Origin of the sequence: Streptomyces sp. RKAG337 (assembly GCF_023701715.1) — a bacterium.
Classification (GTDB): domain Bacteria; phylum Actinomycetota; class Actinomycetes; order Streptomycetales; family Streptomycetaceae; genus Actinacidiphila.
Genome location: NZ_JAJOZA010000002.1, coordinates 60,570 through 80,338 on the forward strand (window position 1 = coordinate 60,570; position 19,769 = coordinate 80,338).

General features: G+C 69.7%; 21 protein-coding genes. All 21 read left to right on the forward strand.

All coding sequences use genetic code 11. The features are described 5' to 3' along the window. Positions 1-57: 57 nt before the first annotated feature. Positions 58-1,194, forward strand: coding sequence for a hypothetical protein (locus LNW73_RS34960; RefSeq protein ID WP_250993212.1), 1,137 nt, complete (start codon positions 58-60; stop codon positions 1,192-1,194). A gap of 89 nt (positions 1,195-1,283) precedes the next feature. Next, positions 1,284-2,039: a hypothetical protein gene (locus LNW73_RS34965; protein WP_250993213.1), complete on the forward strand. Its 756-nt coding sequence runs from the start codon at positions 1,284-1,286 to the stop codon at positions 2,037-2,039. Continuing rightward, positions 2,036-2,551 carry a hypothetical protein gene (locus LNW73_RS34970; protein ID WP_250993214.1) on the forward strand — a complete coding sequence of 172 codons (516 nt, stop codon included), beginning with the start codon at positions 2,036-2,038 and terminating at the stop codon, positions 2,549-2,551. Before LNW73_RS34965 ends, LNW73_RS34970 begins: the two co-directional genes overlap by 4 nt. 98 nt (positions 2,552-2,649) lie before the next feature. After that, complete coding sequence (locus tag LNW73_RS34975; RefSeq protein ID WP_250993215.1) at positions 2,650-3,639, forward strand: hypothetical protein; 990 nt, start codon at positions 2,650-2,652, stop codon at positions 3,637-3,639. 100 nt (positions 3,640-3,739) lie between these two features. Continuing rightward, positions 3,740-4,369 carry a hypothetical protein gene (locus LNW73_RS34980; RefSeq protein ID WP_250993216.1) on the forward strand — a complete coding sequence of 210 codons (630 nt, stop codon included), beginning with the start codon at positions 3,740-3,742 and terminating at the stop codon, positions 4,367-4,369. Positions 4,370-4,567: 198 nt separating this feature from the next. After that, positions 4,568-5,290 carry an HNH endonuclease family protein gene (locus LNW73_RS34985; protein ID WP_250993217.1) on the forward strand — a complete coding sequence of 241 codons (723 nt, stop codon included), beginning with the start codon at positions 4,568-4,570 and terminating at the stop codon, positions 5,288-5,290. Next, positions 5,287-6,342: a hypothetical protein gene (locus LNW73_RS34990; protein WP_250993218.1), complete on the forward strand. Its 1,056-nt coding sequence runs from the start codon at positions 5,287-5,289 to the stop codon at positions 6,340-6,342. Before LNW73_RS34985 ends, LNW73_RS34990 begins: the two co-directional genes overlap by 4 nt. Continuing rightward, positions 6,329-6,685: a hypothetical protein gene (locus LNW73_RS34995; protein WP_250993219.1), complete on the forward strand. Its 357-nt coding sequence runs from the start codon at positions 6,329-6,331 to the stop codon at positions 6,683-6,685. Before LNW73_RS34990 ends, LNW73_RS34995 begins: the two co-directional genes overlap by 14 nt. Before the next feature lie 585 nt (positions 6,686-7,270). Beyond that, on the forward strand, positions 7,271-7,732 hold the full coding sequence (locus tag LNW73_RS35000) for a helix-turn-helix domain-containing protein (RefSeq protein WP_250993220.1): 462 nt from the start codon (positions 7,271-7,273) through the stop codon (positions 7,730-7,732). Between the two features lie 192 nt (positions 7,733-7,924). Continuing rightward, positions 7,925-8,461 carry a hypothetical protein gene (locus tag LNW73_RS35005; protein WP_250993221.1) on the forward strand — a complete coding sequence of 179 codons (537 nt, stop codon included), beginning with the start codon at positions 7,925-7,927 and terminating at the stop codon, positions 8,459-8,461. Further along, positions 8,455-9,468: a hypothetical protein gene (locus tag LNW73_RS35010; protein WP_250993356.1), complete on the forward strand. Its 1,014-nt coding sequence runs from the start codon at positions 8,455-8,457 to the stop codon at positions 9,466-9,468. Before LNW73_RS35005 ends, LNW73_RS35010 begins: the two co-directional genes overlap by 7 nt. 28 nt (positions 9,469-9,496) lie before the next feature. Beyond that, on the forward strand, positions 9,497-10,183 hold the full coding sequence (locus LNW73_RS35015) for an SAF domain-containing protein (RefSeq protein ID WP_250993222.1): 687 nt from the start codon (positions 9,497-9,499) through the stop codon (positions 10,181-10,183). Between the two features lies 1 nt (position 10,184). Continuing rightward, positions 10,185-11,045 carry a hypothetical protein gene (locus tag LNW73_RS35020; protein WP_250993223.1) on the forward strand — a complete coding sequence of 287 codons (861 nt, stop codon included), beginning with the start codon at positions 10,185-10,187 and terminating at the stop codon, positions 11,043-11,045. Between the two features lie 79 nt (positions 11,046-11,124). Further along, positions 11,125-12,564: a CpaF family protein gene (locus tag LNW73_RS35025; RefSeq protein WP_250993224.1), complete on the forward strand. Its 1,440-nt coding sequence runs from the start codon at positions 11,125-11,127 to the stop codon at positions 12,562-12,564. Further along, a complete protein-coding gene (locus LNW73_RS35030; RefSeq protein ID WP_250993225.1) occupies positions 12,564-13,457 on the forward strand; it encodes a type II secretion system F family protein in 894 nt (297 codons plus the stop codon). Before LNW73_RS35025 ends, LNW73_RS35030 begins: the two co-directional genes overlap by 1 nt. Then, complete coding sequence (locus tag LNW73_RS35035) at positions 13,454-14,350, forward strand: type II secretion system F family protein (RefSeq protein ID WP_250993226.1); 897 nt, start codon at positions 13,454-13,456, stop codon at positions 14,348-14,350. Before LNW73_RS35030 ends, LNW73_RS35035 begins: the two co-directional genes overlap by 4 nt. A gap of 26 nt (positions 14,351-14,376) precedes the next feature. Then, on the forward strand, positions 14,377-14,607 hold the full coding sequence (locus LNW73_RS35040; protein WP_250993227.1) for a hypothetical protein: 231 nt from the start codon (positions 14,377-14,379) through the stop codon (positions 14,605-14,607). A 3-nt stretch (positions 14,608-14,610) separates the two neighbouring features. After that, the gene (locus LNW73_RS35045; protein WP_250993228.1) at positions 14,611-15,018 is read left to right on the forward strand and encodes a TadE/TadG family type IV pilus assembly protein; all 408 of its coding nucleotides are present in this window, start codon (positions 14,611-14,613) and stop codon (positions 15,016-15,018) included. After that, positions 15,015-15,464: a TadE family protein gene (locus LNW73_RS35050; protein WP_250993229.1), complete on the forward strand. Its 450-nt coding sequence runs from the start codon at positions 15,015-15,017 to the stop codon at positions 15,462-15,464. The genes LNW73_RS35045 and LNW73_RS35050 overlap by 4 nt, the downstream gene beginning before the upstream one ends. Before the next feature lie 2 nt (positions 15,465-15,466). Then, on the forward strand, positions 15,467-15,919 hold the full coding sequence (locus tag LNW73_RS35055) for a TadE/TadG family type IV pilus assembly protein (protein ID WP_308407818.1): 453 nt from the start codon (positions 15,467-15,469) through the stop codon (positions 15,917-15,919). An 8-nt stretch (positions 15,920-15,927) separates the two neighbouring features. Continuing rightward, on the forward strand, positions 15,928-19,662 hold the full coding sequence (locus tag LNW73_RS35060; RefSeq protein ID WP_250993231.1) for a LysM peptidoglycan-binding domain-containing protein: 3,735 nt from the start codon (positions 15,928-15,930) through the stop codon (positions 19,660-19,662). The last annotated feature ends 107 nt before the right edge of the window (positions 19,663-19,769 follow it).

A 19,769-nucleotide genomic window follows, 5' to 3' on the forward strand; every position in this document is an offset into this window, starting at 1 on the left:
GCGGTCGGCCAGGAACACCCCCGGCCCATCGGGCCCGCAGTCATAGGGATGGCCGTGATGAACAGGCGACACGCACGCGCACTGAAGAGCCACGACGTCAGCGAGGTCTTCGTCCAGGAGCTGAAGGAACGTGAAAGCGCGCTGCGCCGCAACCACCTGTGGCTGGCCCCCAAGCTCGACCAGCTCTCCACCGGGCGACCGGTGACCTTGCGGTACACCCCTCCGCCCGGCCTGACACTCACCGAGCAGGCGGACCTGATCGACGTCGCCAGCCACGTCGGGATCTTCCGCATGTGGGCCCGGCGCGGCCGGGTCACCTACGACCTCAACCAGCACCTGGCCTCGGAGTTGTACCGCTCGACCTCCGACACGTTGCCCGGCAACATCTTCAGCCAACTCCCCCATATCAACCCGTTGATCGTCCTGCCCGATCCCTGGCCGATCCGATACCAGGGGTCGGAGGGCCTGGTGCGCGGGTTCTACCTCTTCGGCTTCAACCAGGTGCCCGAGCAGCAGACGTACACCGACGAGGAGATCGAGGGGCTGGGTCTGCTCTTCGTGATCGACCTCCTGGACGACGAGACCGGTGAGGTGCGCGGCCAGACGCACATCCGGATGAACATTCCCACCGGGCTGGCCAAGTTCACCGTGGGGCAGGCCGTTGACTTCGCGGCCGCACGGGCCGAGGCCCACTGGACCCGCGCCCGGGACAAGTGCGCAGCGTATGAGCTGTTCGAAGAGCTGCTGCGCCCGGCCTTGAGCATCCTGGTCTACCTGTGCTGCGACAACCGCGACCTCGCCGAACCGCCCGTCGTCAAGCCCTCGAAGAAGAAGCGGCGGGCCGTCAACAAGAACCGCGACCCGTTCTTCGTCGAGGTGGGCTGGCGTATCGGACCGGCCTTGCACGCAGCACGTCGCTCGGCGGGCCGCATCCTGGAGGGCGACGGAATCCCGTCCGGCATCGAGCAGGCACCGCACCAGCGGTGCGGCCACTTCCGCCGGTTCCGGATCGGCAAGGCCCGGCAGGGCCTGACCACCCGCTGGGTGATGCCCTACTGGGTCCGCCTGGATCTGCTGCCCGAGGACCAGGACCCGATCACCACCGTGGTCTCCGTGGACGAGCAGCGCCACGACCCGCTGCGCAGGCGCGGGCTGAAGAACCCCGACCGCCGGGCCACCACGCTCGCCGCCTGAGCCCCCAACCGCCGCCGGTGCCGCTCGGCACCGGCGGCCCGCAGCACCGCCCACCGCCTTACGGCGCACTACCAGTCGGAGGAACCACCATGTCCGACCGCTCATCGTTGCAGCTGTGCGTCTACTCCGTCGGTGAGGACGACCGCGCCGCCGTCCTGGAGGCCATCGACGAGGAAGGGATGGAGCTTGTTCTGGGCGGCAAGGGGGACGATCCGGCGTCGCTGGCCCTCGGCCAGCGCTACCGCGTGGATGAGACCGCGCTCAGCCAGGCCAACGACCTCTTGGTCACTCTCCTACAGCGCGCCCCCAGCGCTGCCTTCAAACTGTGGCAGGACCCGGAAGGCCCCCACGATGGCCAGTTCGTGGCCCACTTCCCGGGCGTCGGTACCTACGAGTCCGGGTGCGACGCCGACGGCACACCGCAGATCAGCGTGGCCGAGATCATCGCGCGTCTGACCGCCGCGCCCGCAGGCACCGTCGTCCACGAGTGGCTGGACGGCGAGGGGACGAGGTCCTGGGCCTCACGGTGCTCACCGCCCTCGCGGGCTACGAGCAGCACTACCGCAGGTGAAGCAGCCCCCGCTCAGCCGACTCCCCTCTCCGCCCGGCTCCAGGAGAAGACGCCGATGACCAGTACCGAACCCGCAGCTCGGCCTTCCACCGTCGTGTGGGACGACTACCCGCTGCGCTGTTCCGACGATCCCGTCAAGACCGACCTCGAACTCATCCACACCACGTGCGGCAGGCGCCTGTGCGACGTCGAACACGACGACACCCTTCCTGCCCTGGCGGGCATGGTCACCGAGCACGCTGCGCGATGCACCACGGGCTGGGTGGGACGGTGAGCACCGCGACAGGTTCCGAGGAACCCCGTCCCTGGACCGCCGCCCGGTTCGAGGTTGTCCTCCGCGACCTGCTCACAGCAGCAGGAAGCGATCCGGCCAGCACAGCCACCTTCGCGGAAGCGGGCTACACCTCCAGCCGCTACGGGCTGAGGCTGGCCCTGCCGGCCGGTGCCGTGGTCTACCTCCAGATCATCGCCGCCCGGCCGCCGGACGGCCGCAGCGACGAGCAGGGTCCCCCGCCGCCCCAGCTTCGCGCCGCCGCCCTGCCCGGCAGGGGTCGGACGGCAATGACCGCGGTCGAGCGGTATCTCATCAGCGTGTTGACCGCGCGCCAGGATCCTTACGTCCGCTGGGTAGAGCCGCTGAGCGCGCTGGGCGGCTCGATCCCCTACGGGCTGCGCATCACCTTTCACAGCGGGGCCATCGTCTGCTGTTACGTTGCCCACGCCCTTCCCTCCGCCTCCAGCGGCAGCGTGCCCGGCACGCGTTTCCCCTCGATACAGCACATTTGACGCCGGTCCGCTGAGCCGCCGGAGCGGGCTACGAAAGTGTTTTGGCATGATCCCGGATCAGGAGCGCGATCCCGCGCCGCTGACTGAGGGGACTAGCCATGCGAAGCACACGAGCGCTCAAGGCCGCTGCCGTAGTGGCGTTGGCGATCCTGGCGGCGGGGTGCGCTCAGTCCGATCCGACCACTCCGACGGCCGGCCCGAAGTCGGACCACCCGGCCGCCAGCGCCACACCGTCGGGGCTCCCCGCGGGGATCACCGCGTTGGGAAGCACCTCACCCGTCGCCCAACAGGGCTGGAACCTGACACTGCAGCCGTTCCAGCAGGCCGCCGCAGGGACATCGGCCGGCGACGTTCCGGCCGGGTGGACCGTGCTACGGACCCAGGCACGGTTCACCAACACCAGCGGGCAGATCGCTCGACTGCCCGACACCGTGCTCACGGTCCGATACGGCGCCCTCGGCCGTAGCGCGGTCGCCGTCAAGGACAGTACCCTCACCGGACTGCCCACCCGGGAGGAAGCGGTCAAGGCGGCGCCGCAGGGCACCGTCACCGCCGAGATCGGTGTGGCAGTCCCGCCGCAGGCCGCCGGGCAGCTGGTCACCGTCACCGCCGAGGCCACGCAGGACGGGATGGCCCAGGCCGATGACCTCTTCTTCGAGGGCAAGCTCCCGGGCAGCGCCACCACCGATGACAGCTCGGGCGCGCCCGGTGGCACGAACGCCTCCACGGGCGCCGTCCAGGACCTGGGCACCTGGTCGCAGAACCGGGTGCGGATCTCTCCGATCACGGCCGGGCCGGCCAAGGACGGTAGGCGGTCGGCTTCGGCTGAGCTCACCGTCGCCAACAACCAGGCCCAGCCGCGGGCGGGTCTGGGTATCACCCTGCGGGTGATGACCGGCACATCCCTCACCGAGGCTGCGGCCCTGACACCGGGCCTCGACTACTCCGATGCGCCGGTCGCCCCGTCGCGCTCGGCCACCGCGACGCTCCGCTTCAGTCTCCCGGCCACCGCGGTCCCGGGTCCGGTCACCGTCGAGGCCACCGACCGGGACGGCTCGCGCATCACCTTCAGCGGCACCGTCGACTGACCTGGGAATGCGCCGGACACCGCCACAGGCGTCCTCGCCGTGACGGCACTGTCGCTGACCGGACCACTGGATGTCAGTACCCGGTGATAGTGCTGTCGCCATGGACACCGAACCCATTGCGCCGTCTGCTGATCACCCCGCCGAGGGTGCCTTCAGGCTCGGATGCCAGGCCCTGGAAACGTGGGAATGGGACCGCGCCCGCGAGCTGTTCGAGGAAGCAGTTCGCGGCTCGGGCCCACAGATGCTCTGGCGCGTGGCCGAGGCGTGTCTGGAGACCGACCAGAGCGCGTACTGGATGCGTCGGGCCGTGGTCACGGAGAGCGAGCCGGGAGGCATCACGGTGGACCCGGGCGCGCTACCCATGCTTGGGGGCAACGGCGACCCGTTCACCCAGCACTGGACGATCGCCGTCAAGTCGGACGACCCGGCCCACGCGGTCGAGGCACTCAACGCTGCGGAACTCCGCCTGACCTACGTACTCGAAGACGGCCGCGAACTCTCAGAGGAGGACGCCGACTACGACACTGCCGACGATGACTTCTACAGCCCCAACTACGCTGCCGTCGACGCCGCTGTCCCCTGCGTGTGGATGGACTGCAAGGGCGGGATGTTCCCCCACATGGCCCGTACCGCACTGCGCATCGTGGCAGACGAACTGCGCAAGGCCGGGGTACGACATGCGCACCTCTTCACCCCTCCCGCACCGGATCTTCCAGGGAGCCTGGAATAGCCGTGTCCGCCGGCGGGCGGGGACATCGCAGCCGCCGGGCCCTTCGCCGAGACGACGAAACGCTCCATGAGCACTGACAGTCGTACGGCGTCCGGCAGGCGACTTCAGCATCGGTGGGATCTGGCGGTCACACGAACAGGCCTCTTGGCACCTCTATGGGATGACGGGCACTCCCGACGATGAAGGAGCACCACCACCATGTCCCACCAACTCCGTACCGCGGCCGCCGGCGCCGCCTTCGCGGCCCTGGCGCTGGCCGCCTGCAACCCCGTGGGGACGAGCGCACCCCACACGGGGGCGGCCGGCTCCGGGCCATCTGTCGCAGCCAAGGCCGCACTCGACGAGCTCGACAACCTGCCCGTCAAGGGCCGAGCCCCCAAGACCGGCTACAGCCGCGAGGAGTTCGGGACAGCGTGGAGCGATGAGGGCACCGTCGCGCTGGCCCGGAATTCTTGCCCGACACGCGACGATGTCCTCGCCCGAGATCTGACCCACGTCGTGCGCAAGGACGGGTGCACGGTGCTTACCGGTGTGCTGCACGACCCGTACACCGGCGGGACGATCTCCTTCAAGCGCGGGGTCAAGACCTCGCTGGCGGTCCAGATCGACCACATCGTGCCGCTGAGTCTCGCCTGGCAGACCGGCGCTCAGCAGCTCACCGCTGCTCAGCGGCTCAACTTGGCGAACGATCCCGAGAACCTGGTTGCCGTGGACGGTCCGACGAACGGCGCGAAGAGCGACGCCGACGCGGCGACATGGCTCCCGCCGAACAAGCCGATCCGATGCGGTTATGCCGTCCGGCAGATCGAAGTGAAGGCCAAGTACCAGCTCTGGGTGACCCCGCCGGAGAAGGACGCGCTGCGCCGTGTCCTGAACAGCTGCCCCGGTCCGGCCCTTCCGGGCGAGGGGACGGGGAAGTGAGCGGCGAGGCGCCGATAGCGGCCCAGCTGCTCCCGTACGGCGGGGACGAGGACCGGTGGCGCAGCGAGACGGAGAAGGCGGTGCGCCTCCTGGCCGCGGCGTCGGATACCCGTGGTGGTCGTGCCGGGTTCAACGCGCCAGTCGGGCCGGTTCAGACGCTGGAGCGCATGCCCTGGGGATGGATTCGCTGGGGGTATCCGCTGCAAGGCGAGCTGCGGCTTGAGGACGCGTGCCCTGCAGAGATCGGCGTTTTCTCACCGGACCAGGGCGGCGGGTGGCGTCGGGTACTCGCTCGGAGGGTGTGGGGGCGTCGGCCGGCGCCCGTCGTGCAGCAGATCGGGGGGATGGAGCTGCCCGCCGCCATCAGCCTGGGCCGCCTGGCCGTGGTCGTGGCAGCGGTGCTGCTGCTCGGGCCGGCTCTCGGCGCCCTGTTGCCGGCTGGCACCGCCCTGCTGGGTGCTGGCGCGATCGGCGTAGCTGTGGGCTGGGGCCTGCCAGCGGCGGCTTCGGCCGCCACCCGGAGGCAGGTGCGAGTCCTGGACGGCGCAGCGCCGCACGCCGCGCATGTCCATCGGCTTCTGGCGGCGCAGCAGGCGGTCGCCGGGGCGGCAGCCGCCGCGGTGTCGGAGGTGGAGGAGCTCCGGCGTGCGGTCTCGGTAGGACACCGCTTCTTGTGGGATGCCGTCGGACTGGTCCTGGCCGCTGACGAGGACGGCACCGGACTCGAGATCGTGGATGGGTACGAGCTGGCTTATGAGCGGCTGGGCCAGGCAGCAGTCATCGCCCTGCACGAGCAGGACTTGCTGGAGGACCGGTTGGTCGGCTTGGGCGCGGAGGACCGACGAGAGACGGCCCTGGAGCCGGAGAGCGTCTACCGGGGCGGTCGCCGTGCCCGGCTCGTCGCCCAGGCCGCGCCGGCCGGAGTGCTGGATGAGATCGCCGACGGGCTGGGCGAGCTGACGGCTGGACTGCGCCATGCCCGGGACGTACTCGTGCGCACCTCCGATCGGGTATCGCTGCTGATGAAGGGAGACTCCAATGAAGTTCGTTGAGGGAAGGTCGGCGCCGGGGGTCAGGAGCCGGACTCGTGACCCGCTCGCCGTTTCGCGGGCTCGCCTGGCCATGCGTTCCGCGGCCCGGGGCGCGCTGTGGGCGGTGTTGACCGTCAGCCTGCTGGGAACCGCGGTGACGGCTCCCTACCTCCCCACCTGGTGCGCCCGGCCGGTCCTGGTGCTCAGCGTCCTGGGCGGGGTCGTGTCCGGAGTGGTCGCGGTCTACCGCCTGTTCGTCGCCTTCATGGCGTCGCTCGGCCTGATTCGCCACGCCGTGCCAGCCCGCCTCGGGGCTCGTGCATCGACGACTGAACGGACTGCCGGCAGCAGGGAGCGCTCGTGATGTGCGCCACAGTGGGTTCCCGGTGCTGCCCGGATGCCGGGCAGCTTCGTGAGCGACCTGACGCCGTGGCGGTCGGAGGCATCCGGTTGCTGGTCGGCGGGCCGGTCTTCGTCGGCCGCACTGGTCTTGACCTGTCTTCAGCGAGTTGGTCGGACCGGACGCCGGAGGCCCAACTGGCCGTTCCTGGTACGGAAGTCCAGGTCAGCGCTACATCAGAACAGAACGGGCATATAGGTGCGAATCACAAGATCATCCTCAGAATAGATCTTGACGCCCTGAAAAGCCCGTGCAAGATTCGTATAAGTTACCGGTCAGATTCAGTCACGGGGCGCGATCCCGTATGCACGCACGTGGGAAACGGGGAGGGGGGGCTTGTGCGGTTCGGTCCCTATTTGCCCCTGCCTGAACCAGGTGACACGTCCGCCTACGAAGACTCCCGAGGCCGGGGTCAGGTTGCACTTGAATCGGCCACGACATTCCGCCTGATCACCGCTCCCGCTATCATCCCGCCCAGCGGCGACACGACCGCTGCGGAGGGGCGCCGAGTGGTGCGCGGCCTCGAAGTCCGAGGCGAGACGGAGCACGGTGGCCAGTCGCGGAGTAGCAGGCTTCAGCGCCACGGCGCTGCGCCAACACCGTGCCGCGGCCTCGATGTCCCAGGACGAGCTCGCCCAGAAGGCCCGAGCACTCGGGGCGAGAGTGGCCGGCCCTCACATCTGCCTGTACGAACAGGACAAACGCAAACCGCAGTTGGCCACGGTCCTCGCGCTGGCCGCCAGCCTGCGGGTTCCGCCGGGCGCGCTTCTGCCGAGCGGCATGTCGGCCGACGTGGAGCGACTCCGCCTGTTGGCCGGCTGGAGCCAGCGCGCGCTGGCTCGCCGGCTGGGTGTCGCCCAGGCCCGGTGGTCCAGGATCGAACGGGGCCTCTCCGCGCTCGACGAGTCCAAGGAGCACCTGGCGGCCGAACTGCTCAAGGTCTCCGTGGAGCAGCTGCGCCGCGCCCTGGACGAGCAGCGCGTCGCGCTTCCGTCGCCTCGCCGGCGCTAAATCCAGGTGACTGTCGCGCCATCGGCGGCTTAGGCTCCTCACCCCTTTGATTCCGCTTGGGCGGACAAGGCCGGGTTGTCATGTCTTGCATCAAATCCGCGCCGTCGATGGCTTTCTGATCACCACTCACATAAGGGGGATATGCCAGTGGCACATTCATTCGGAGCTGAGATACGCCGGTCCGGCATCGCTGTGGCGATAGCCGTGTCCGCGGTGGCCGTCCTGGCCGCCTGCGGATCGGACGGCGGAACGCCCAAGGCGAAGGAATCCCCATCCCCCTCGACGACCTCGGCCTCACCCTCGCCCGATGCCAGTGCCACGGCGAAGGAACAGGTCCTGGCGGCATACCGGGGCATGTGGGCGGAGCAGACCAAGATCTACAACAGCGGGTCCTTCGACGGCTCGAAGCTGGGTGACTACGCCGCCGACAAGGCGCTGACGAAGGTCAAGCTGGCCGCCTTGTACTACCAGCAGAACGACCTGGTGGTGAAGGGTGCCCCGATCCTGTCTCCCAAGGTCACCGACCTGTCTCTCGGCACCTCCCCCAAGACCGCGACCATCGTGGACTGCGTCGACAGCAGCAAGTTCATCCCGGAGAACTCCAAGACCGGCAAGAAGTCGGAACTCGACGGGACCAACCGCCGGCATGTGCAGACGTCGAAGGCCTTCTTCGGCAGCGGCAAGTGGATGATCGTTGACGGCACCATCGACAAGAACAGCAAGTGCTGAGCCGCAGACGGGCGTGGTCGCCGCTCGGCGCGCTCCTCGTCCTGATGATCGCGCTCGCCGTGCCTGTCGGTAGCGCCAGCGCGGACGGTGGAGGCGGCGGCGGAGTGACCTGCCCCGATTTCGTCCCCGACTGCGACATCCACGTCGGAGGAGGAGGCGGCGGGGGCAACGGCGGCACTGGCGGTGGCGGGGGCGACCCCGGCAGCGGTGGAGGCGGCGGCGGGGGCTCGGCGAAGTGCGTCATCCACTGGAAGAAGCCCAACGGACAGGAATACGGCGAAGTGCCCTGCTACGAAGCGGGCGTGGGCTGGTTCAACTTCCAGGACGAGTGCTACTGGGACGTCCTGAACCCTCAGCCCGCCGCGAACGCCGAGGAGTGGCAGTGGGGCAATGGCGCCCCGGCCGACGCCGCCGACCGAGCTAAGGGCAAGGCATACAACGTCATCTGCCCCGGCATCGGCCGTGAGCTGGCCGGCGGCACTATCTGGAGCCTGAACCCGCCCCCGGGCTTCGGCGGCGGCCCCTCCCCGGAGGAACTCGCGCGGGAGGCCATCAAGAAGATGCGCCTGCTCGGACCGCAGATCGGGACCGCTCCAGGAGCCGGGAAGACCGGCATCGTCGGCATGCCCGTATGGATCTGGAACGTCAAGACGGACCGCACCTGGGGTCCCGTCAGCGCGAGCGCGTCGGCGGCCGGCCTCACGGTCACCGCCACCGCGAACGTGAAGAAGATCGTCTACAGCATGGGCGACGGCGGCGGAGTGACGTGCACAAGCGCCGGCACTCCCTACAAGGAGTCCTACGGCGGCAACACCTCGCCCGACTGCGGCTACCGCTACACCAAGACCTCCGGCGGCAAGTCAGGCAACGCCTTCTCCGTCAGCGCCGTCACCACCTGGACCGTGCACTGGGCGGGCGGCGGACAGCAAGGCGACATCACCACCACCCGCGCCTCCGGCGGCGTGCAACTGGCCATCGGCGAAGCCCAGGTCGTCGCCAAGCCGTGATCGCCCGCACACGTAAGGAAAGACCACGATGAGCACCACAACGGGGCCCGCCCCCGAAACCACCGACCAGCACAATCCCACTCCCAAGTCGATCGTCCGGCAGCCCGTCGTACGCCGCCGCCGGCCCGGCTTCATCGCCATGGCCGTCGCGCTGATCGCCGTGGGCGTCGGCGCGAACGCGTGGCTATACCTGGCCACCGGCGACCGTCAGCCGGTGGTCGCCGTGGCCCACGACGTGCCGATGGGCGCCCAGTTGACCTCCGACGACCTGGTCGAGGCCCGCATCGCCACCGATCCCGTGCTGGCTCCCGTCCCCGCCAGCCAGCTGAAGAAGATGATCGGCAAGCGCACGACCGTAGGGCTCACCAAGGGAAGTCTGCTCACGACGCAGTCGGTCACCGACCAGCCCCTGATCAAGCAGGGGCAGCAGCTGGTGGGCGTCTCGCTGGCCCCCGCGCAGATCCCCTCCAGCGTCCTGAGCCCCGGCCAGACGGTCAACGTCGTCCACACGCCGAAGAACAACGGGTCGAGTGACGGCAGCGCCAGCAGCGGCAAGGACACCCCGGTGCAGGCCGTGGTGATCGAGGTCGGCAAGCCGGACAACAGCGGCGACCGGGTTGTCGACCTGGCTGTCAACGCCCTGGACGGCAGCACCCTCGCCAAGTGGTCCGCGAACGGCGAGGCGTCCCTCGTCGTCGTGCCGACGGGGAACTGACATGGCTGTCATCGCCTTCGCCGGCGCCAGCGGCGGGCCCGGAGTGACGGCGACCGCGCTCGCGGCCCTGCTCACCTGGCCGCTGCCCGAAGGCCGGCGCGCGATCCTGGCCGAGTGCGACCCCGACGGCGGCTCGATCGCCGCCGGTTACCTCGAGTCGCGGGTACTGGGCGACTACGGCCTGCACAACCTCGAGGTCGCGCACCGGCGGCACCAGCTCGACCAGGAATTCTGGCAGCAGCTGATCGTCCTGTCCGAGAACGACGCCATCGCCGACCGGCTGCTGCTGCCCGGACTGAGCAACCCCGCCCAGGCGGCTGGGCTGAGCCAGACCTGGCAACGGCTCGGGGTGCTCTTCGAGCAGTTGCAGAACCAGGAGCCCGGACACGACGTGATCGTGGATCTCGGCCGCTCGGGAGCCACCGGAACGGCCAGTGCCCTGGCTCGCTCGGCGGACATCGTCGCGGTCGTGGTCCGCTGCACCCTGCGGTCCGCCAGCGCCGCCAAGCCCCGGGTCGATGCGCTGCGCGCCGCGCTCGAGGTCCATGGCCGCGACAGCGGCCGGCTCGGCCTGGTCGTGATCGAGGACGGGCCCTTCCGTCAGCGGGATATCGCCGAGCAGCTGCAGTTGCCGGTCTTCGCCACGCTCCCCCACGACCCGAAGGCTGCCCAGGTGCTCTCCCATGGCGGTGACGGCGGCCGTTCGTTCGGCCGCTCGCCACTGCTGAGGGACGCGCGCGCCATGTCCGAGCGGCTGCGGTCCCTGGCCGTCCAGGAGCAGCAGCGACTCCACGCCCCCGTGCTGCGCCCGCAGACCGTTCTCGACCGAATGAAGGGAGCCGTCAATGGAGCAGCGCGGTAGGCCCTTGTTCCCCAACGGCCAGTTCTCACCTCTGCCTCAGCAGATCCCCGGCCAGGGGTACCCCGCCACGACTTCGACCGTGTCTCCCGCCCCGGCGGCCGCGGTGAACGGCCGTGTCGTCGACCGCCGGTCCCTGTGGGACTGGGAGACGGTCGCCAGCCTGCGCGAGGAACTCAGCCGGCAGATGGCGCCGGAGTTCCAGGCGTACAAGGAGAGCACCAAGCGGGACATGCCCGCGGACGACTCCGAGCAGCGCGGCTGGGAGATCATCAACGAGCTGGTGGCCCGTTGGGCGGCGGATTTCGCTGCGGCCCGACAGGTCTCCCCGGCCGAGTCGGACGAGACGAGCCTTGCCCAGGCGGTGTTCAACGCCCAGTTCGCGCACGGCCGCCTCCAGCCGTACCTGGATGACCCGACCGTCGAGAACATCCTGATCAATGGGTGCGACGACGTGTGGATCGACTACACCGACAGCCCCCGCCGCCAGGTCGACCCCATCGCGGAGAGCGATGAGGAACTGGTCGAGTTCCTCCAGATGCTCGCCCGGCGCCACGGGGCCGGCGAACGCAGCCTGTCCAAGGCATCGCCGACGCTGGCCCTGCGCCTGTCGGACACCTCACGTCTGCAGGCGATGACCGAGGTCACCCCGCGCCCGTACGTGACGATCCGAAAGCAGCGGATCCGCTCGGTGACCCTGGAGGACCTGGTCCGCTACGGCACCATCGACGCCGGGATGATGCACTTCCTGAAGGCCGCCATGGCGGCGGAGAAGAACATCATGATCTCCGGCACCCAGGGTGTCGGCAAGACCACGATGATCATCGCGCTGGCCCGCGAGATCGACCCGCAGGAGCGGGTGGGCACGCTGGAGACCGAGTACGAGCTGTTCCTGCACGAGGTCGGTCACCTCAAGCAGGTCGTGCCGATGGAGTCCCGTGAGGGCAACGGAGAGCGCGTCGACGGCCGTGAGATCGGCGAGATCGAGATCGCCGACATGATCGCTCCCTCGCTGCGCATGATGCTGCGCCGCATGATCGTCGGGGAGGTCCGCTCGCGCGAGATCGTCCCCATGCTCCAGGCGATGTCCGCCGGTGAGGGCGGCTCGCTGTGCACCATCCACTCCCGCAAGGCCGAAGGGGTCTTCGCGCGCATCGCGCAGCTGTGCATCCAGCACGGTGACGGGATGACGCAGGAGCTGGCGTACCTGATCGCCGGTGCGGCGCTGGACTTCGTCGTCCACGTCAAGATGATCGACGAGACCCGGCTGGGCGGTAAGAAGGTCCGCTTCGTCGAGCAGATCCTGGAGGTCACGGGAGAAGCCAGTGAAACGGGCCTGCCCTCCACCAACAAGATCTACGCGCCCCGGCTGGACTCGCCCGACCCTCGCGCGGTGCCGACCGGGGTGAACCCGGCGTGCCTGGGTGACCTGGTGCGTGCCGGATTCGATCCTGCCTGGCTGCGCCAGCAGGACGGCAGTTGGACTGATCCGCTGGAGATGAAGAGGGCGGCGGTGGCCTGATGGGTCTGTTGATCGCCGGATTCGCCGCGCTGTTCCTGATGGGCGGGATCGTACTGCTCGTCCTGGGCATCCGCGGCACCGAGGAGTCCGACCGCCCGGTCAAGGTCAAGCGCGAGCTGCCGCCGAAGACCAAGAGGATGCGGCAGCTGCAGATCAGCGGCGCGGCCGTCGCCGGGATGCTGACCTGGCTGGTCAGCGGCTGGCTGCCCTCCGCGGTGCTGGTTGCCGCGGCGGTGTTCTTCCTGCCCTGGCTGCTCAACCCCAACAAGGCCGCCAACGAGCAGATCGAGCGCCTGGACGCGCTTGCCCAGTGGACCAAGCGTCTGTCGGACCTGGTGCGCACGGGAACCGGCATCGAGGAGGCGATCGCGGTGTCGGTGCGCACCGCACCCCGGCAGATCGAGCGTGAGGTGGCCGACCTCGCGGTGCGCCTGCAGTCGCGGATCCCTGCGGCCGACGCGCTGACCGCGTTCGCCCGGGCCATCGGCGACCCGCGCGCCGACCTCGTGGCCGCAGCGCTGCTACTGCGCATGAAGGACCGCGGTCCGGGTCTGGCCGACGTGCTGTCCGACCTCGGAGCGCGCACCGCGAACGTGGTCCGCCGCCGCCGCGATGTGGAGGCCGACCGGGCCAAGCACCGCACCACCACCCGCTGGATCAGCGCGATCACGCTGGTCGTGATCGTCGGATTCTCCTTCAACCGGGCCTACATCGAGCCGTACGGCACGCCGCTGGGGATGCTCGTCCTGGTCATCTTGATGGCGGCCGTCGTTGCCCTGTTCTGGTGGATGAACCGGCTCGGCATGGACAAGCCCCTGCCCGGCTTCATGGAGTACGACGAGCGCGCCGCCGGCTCGGACGCCGACGCGGTGCTCGCGGAGGTAGCGCGATGAATCAACTCACCGTGGCCCTGCTGGCCGGAGCCGGCATCGGCCTGGGCATCTTCTTCCTCGTGCGCGAACTGCTTCCCTCGGGGCCGGCACTCGGCCCCGCCCTGGAGCGCCTGCACGGCAAGCCTCACGCCCCGGTGCGCCGCCGTGACGATCAGCGGCCGCTGATCGAGCGGGTCGGTGACAGCGTCGCGGAGCGCGTCCGGGACTGGCCCGGCGTCACTGTGCCGGTCAAAAACCTCAACCTGGTCGGCGACAGTGTCGGGGAGTTCTTCGGCAGCAAGGCCCTGTACTTCGTGGTCGGCCTGCTGCTGCCGTCGTTCTTTTCCCTGGTCGTGGCGCTGGCGGGTATCGAGCTGCCGTTCGTCCTGACCGGACTGGTCGGCCTGCTGGTGGGTGTGGCTCTGTGGTTCCTCCCCGACGCCCAGCTGTCCAAGAGGGCTGTGCGGGCACGCGCGGAGGCAGCGCAGGCGATCATGGCGTACATGGAGCTCGCCGCGATGGAGCGGATCTCCAGTTCCGGCGCCCAGGACACTCTGGAGCGTCCCGCCGAGGTCGGCAACGGGTGGGCCTTCCGCCGCATCCAGGCAGCCCTGGTACGGGCCCGCCTGGACCGCGCGCCCGCATGGGACGCACTGCGCTCCATTGCGGACGAGCTCGACGTACCTGCGGCCGGCGACATCGCCGACATCGTCTCGAGCGCCGGCACCGACGGAGCAGCGATCTACAGCACCCTGCGCAGCCGCGCGGAGAGCCTGGCTGATGAGCAGGCCGCTGCCGAACAAGCCCGTGCGAACGCAGCATCGGAGTCCTTGATTGTTCCGGTGACGCTGCTGTCGATGGTCTTGCTGGTCTTCTTTGGCTTCCCTTCCGTAGTCCGCATTTTCCTGGTCTGAACCGCACTCACAAGGAGCACATCACGATGAACACTTCTCCCGCTCTGCGCATGGCGGTCACGGCATACACCGCGATCGCGCACGTCCTGGCCGCCGTTGAGCAGCGGTTCACCGACGCGAAGGACGAGGGCGACCGGGGCGACAACAACATCTCGACGATCATGTGGATCGTCGGGATCGTGGTCTTCGCCGGCCTCGCGATAGCCGCCTTCAAGACCCTGGGCCAGTCCAAGCTCGACGACATGAAGGGCCTGTAGGCAATGGTCCTTCGGGCACTCGCCCGTCGTATCCAGCAGAGGTGGCGGGAGGACGACGGCGACGCATCCTTGCAGATGCTGATCTGCTTTCCCGCCGCCCTGCTGCTGATCCTCATGGTCGTCGACACCTGCAACATTTACTTCGCCAAGCAGGCGGCCACCACGGCCGCCCGCGAGGCGGTCGCCGGCGCCCGCGGCTACGGCGACAACACCGGCGACGGTCTCGCCCGGGCCAACTCGGTCTTCGACCGCGTCGGCGGCACCCTGCGTAATCCCCGGGCGAGCGCGTCCGGTTCGGACGCGAACCGGGTCGTGTTCACCGTGACCGCCAAGGCGCCGTCGTTGATCGGTCTCAACATCACCATCACCGAGCGCGCCACCGGCCCTGTAGAGAGGTGGACCAACCCGTGACCAGGAGCTGGCGGCGACGGCGCCGGGCTACCCGCCCGGAGGAGGACCGGGGCAGCGTCGCGATCGAGTTCGTGATGTGGGTTCCCGCCGCGATCCTCTTTCTGATGATCGCATTCGTCGCGGGGCGCATCGTCACGGCCGGAAGCGCCGTGGACTCCTCCGCCCAGGCCGCCGCGCGGGAGGCGTCCATCGCGCGTACCCCCGGAGAAGCGCGGTCCAATGCCCGCGCGGCTGCCGCGGTCGCCCTGGAGGACCAGAAGCTCAAGTGCTCCCGCACCAGCGTCAGCGTGGACACCAGCGGCTTCGGCGCGCCCCTTGGCGGGTACGGCGCGGTCACGGTGCGCGTCAGCTGCACCGTCCCCCTGAACGACCTCGGTTTCGGGCTCGGCTCCAAGACGGTCAACTCCAGCTTCACCTCCGTGATCGACAGGTACAGGCAGCGATGAGGATGACCAGGACCACCCCGAATCCGTCCTTCGCACCACTGCGCGACGACCGCGGCTCGCTGTCGATGTGGTGGCTGCTGATGATCATTCCGCTGTTCGTCATGCTCGGACTGTGCTTCGACCTCGGCGGGAAACTCCGGGACGTCGAGCGGGCGGACGGCCTGGCCGCCGAAGCCGCACGCGCCGGCGGCCAGGCCATCGACCCGGGCAAGGCGATCTCCGGCAGCGGCGTCGTGCTCGACCCCGCAGCAGCGCAGCGGGCCGCCTACCAGTACCTCAACGCAGCAGGGGTCCGCGGTACGGTCACGGTTGCCGCTGACGGCAAGACCATCAACGTCCACGTCACCATTCAGCACAAGACGATTTTCTTGCAGGTCATCGGCCAGTCCTCGCTTCCCGTCGAGGGTCACGCCAGCGCTGAGCTCCTGCACGGTATCGGTGCTCCGGAGGGATGAACCGCGCCATGACACCGACTCGCCCCCACACCGCCCGGCGACCCCGGGCGGTCGATGTCGTCCGCGGCCTGGCCAGCTTGGTGACGCTCCTCGCCCTCCTCGCGGGCCTGCCCGTGCTCCTGTGGATCCTCACCGGCGTTCTGCTGCCCGACGGCGTCTCGCTCGGGGAGATCACCTCACTGCTGACCAGCCACGACCTGGGCGCGCCGTTCTTCGCCGTGATCATGGCGATCGGCTGGATCAGCTGGGCCACCTTCGCGCTGTCCACCCTGGTGGAGATCCCCGCCCAGCTGCGGGGCCGGCCCACCCTGCGCCTGCCGGCCCTCGGCCTGCAGCAGCGCATGGCCGGCGTCCTGGTCAGCAGCATTCTGGTACTGCTGCCCGCCGGGACGGCCCTGGCTTCACCTGCCTCGGCCGCACCGATCACCCACGCGCCGACGACTGTCACCGCCTCAGCGACCGTCCAGGCCTCCAGCGCGGCCACCACCTCGACGCAAACCGCCGAGCAGCGCGCGGGGACGTACACCGTCGAGGCCCGCGACAGCCTGTCGAAGATCGCGCTGAAGGAACTCGGGGACGCCTCCCGCTGGCGGGAGATCGCGAGCGCCAACGACGGCAAGACCATGGTCGACGGGACGAAGTTCTCCACCCGCAGCGCGCTCCAGCCGGGCTGGAAACTGGCCATGCCCAAGGACTGGAACCCCACCGACCGAGAACATCGGGTCCGGCCCGGCGAGACGCTCTCCTCCATCGCCGAGAAGGAACTCGGCAACGCCGCCGACTACCCGAAGATCGCCCAGCTGAATGAGGGCAAGGCACAGGCGGACGGGCGCAGCCTGACCGATCCAAACAAGATCTATCCCGGGTGGGAGCTGGACCTCCCGCATGTGTCCGCCCCGCCGCAGTCCGACGAACGTCCCGGCGACAGCGGCTCGGCGGATGAATCTGGACCGCCCAACAGCCATACCGGCCAGGGCACCCAGGACGGACAGTCCAGCCCGGATGCCGGTGCGACCGCGCAGACACCGAGTACGGGCTCCGGCGCGAGCGGCGAGAAGAGCAAGACCCCAGAGTCAGGCGGAGGCACCAAGGCCCCGCAGGCGACCGCGACCCCCGAAGCGTCCGCGGCCGCCACCCCTCCGGCCGCAGCGCCGAGCTCCGCTCCCTCCCAGCACCAGCCGCATCAGGACCAGCCGTCGGCGCAGGCCACCGCGGCCGACGAGTCCAGCGACTCCTCCCTCGTCGTGACCGCGATCGCCGCGACCAGCCTGTTCGCCGCAGCGGTCCTCGCCGTTCTCGGGGGACGGCGCGCCCTGCAGCAGCGCCGGCGGCGAGCGCGCCGCCGCATCCCGATGCCCAAGCCGGCCACCGTGACAGCCGACCTGGAAAAGCAACTGCGGGCCGCCTCCGACACCGACGGCCTCGACCTGATCGACCGCGCACTGCGCACGCTCGCCTCGAACTGCGCCAAGTCCGGCCAGGGCCTGCCCCAGCTGGACGCCATCCGCGTCACCCCCCGCGGCCTGGAGCTCCACCTGTCCGCGCCGACCCCGCAGATCGCCCCGTTCACCGAGATGGAAGAACATCCGGACCGCTGGTGGTGCCCCGCCCGCGGCGTCACGCTTCTGAACGACGACGAAGCCCGCGACGTCACTCCCCCCTACCCGGCGCTGGTCAGCCTCGGTGAAACCGAGGACGAAGAACCGGTCCTGGTGAACCTCGAGTCGGTGGGCATGCTGCGCCTCGCCGGCACCACCGCCGACATCCGCGCCGTCATGCTCGGCATGGCCATCGAGCTCGCCTCCTCCGGCCTGTCCGACGACACCACCGTCATCCTGGCCGGCCTGGGCGAGGAACTCGCCGACGTCTTCCCCGTCCGCATCGGCCACCAGGCCGACCTGGCTCAGGCCCTGCCGGAACTGCGGGCGCACGACGCGCTTCAACGCGGAGCGCTGGACGCCGGTGACTTCGACAGCCTGGACTACGCCCGGTTGGCCGACGACGGCGGCGACACCTGGGTTCCCAAGATCCTGATCTCGCCCATCGCGCCGGCGGGCGATGAAGCCGACAGCCTGGCCGACCTGCTGTCCTCCCGGCCGCGGACCGCGGTGGCCGTCATCACCCAGGCCGGGGACGAGCTCGCGATACCCGGCGCCTGGACCCTGCCGGTGGCACCGGGCGCGCCTGTGCAACTGCCCGGCCTGGACCTCAAGGTCACCTTGCAGCGCCTGGACGAGGACGCCTACCTCCCGCTGGTCCAGCTGCTGACCACCGCGGCTCGGACGGACGACGTACCCGCGCCCGCCTGGACACATGCGCCCGACGGCACGCCCGCCCCCAACGGGCCCAGCCCGCTTCCGCCGGCCGGAGACTCCGCACTGGCCCAGGACCCCTCCGGGGACGCAACTGGCGACGACAGCCACCAGGACGAGTGGGATGTGCCCGTCGATGAGCAGCCTGTTGAGGCGGCCCCGGCACCATCCGCCGTGCAGGTCTCCGTCGGGACCACCGCATCCTCCCTCGCAACGTCCCTTCCGACGTTCAGCGCCCTGGCCCCCTCGGTCACCGGCACCCCGGCGACAGATGACGACAGCGCCTACAACGACGACGAGGAACACCCCGACGACGGAGAGACGGCCCCGGACACGGCGCCGCAGGCGGAGCCGGTTCCCCAGGAGCTGTTCGACAAGACGCTCCAGGCAGTCCTCCACGAGCGGGAGCGCCTGGCATCCGAGCCCGAGTCCGAGGAGGACGGAGTGGTTGAAGCGGAGGACCTCGACGGGCTCGCCGACGAAGCCGTTGTCGACGAAGAGGCATCAGCACTGTCCCCCGCGGCGCTGGGCGCCTCGGCCATGAGCGAGCCGACATCGGGATCGGCCTCGGGGCCGGAACCCTCGACGGGGACCCGTCCGGCGCCGCGAGTCACCGCGGTGACCTCCAGCGTGCTGGCCGCCCTCAACACCCAGCCCGACCCGCCCGCCGCCCCCCAGATCCGCGTCCTGGGGCCGGTCGACGTCATCGGCACGCTCGGCAAGGTCGAGAGCAACAGGCGCAACGGTCTCACCGAGATCGCCGCGTGGCTCGCACTGCACCCGGGCAAGACCAGGCACGAACTCGACGAGGCCATCTGGCCCGGCCAGCGGGTGCGCGCCGACACCCGGAACACCAACGTCAGCAAGCTGAGAGCCTGGCTCGGCCGGGACCATCTCCTGTCGGACAACGACCCGCAGGGCGCCTACCTGCCTGTCATCAGCGAGGGCGTGTACGCCTTCAACAAGGACGTCACCAGCGACTGGCGGCAGTTCCAACGGTTCTACCAAGAGGGGATGCACAGCAGCGGGACCGACTCCGACATCGCCCTGGCCAGCGCGCTGGCCCTCGTGCGCGGCCGGCCGTTCAGCGACATCGACCAGTCCAAGTACAGCTGGGCCGAGTACGACATCCAGGAGATGATCTCCGCGACCGTGGACGTCGCCCATGAACTCGCCACCCGGCGCTTGGCCGTGCGTGACTACCGTGCCGCCCTCGGAGCAGCGTCCCGGGGCCTGGTCTGCGACCAGCAGAGCGAACTGCTCTACCGGGATCTGTTCACCATTTACAGCGAGACCGGTGACCGCCAAGGGCTGGAGCGCACCGCCCACCAGTTGACACGCATCGCGGTCGAGAGCGGGAGCGACTCCGCTCCCGAGACGGTGGCCCTGATCAACGCCCTGATGGACGCGAACCGCATCGCATCCGCCTGACGCACGGGCCCGCGTCGGCCCGCCCGTGCCGGGAGTTGCCCCGTTTTTCGGTACGAGCGGGCCGTGCCACGGCGCGTCAGCGTGGTGCACTTGGTGGCGGTCGGGCC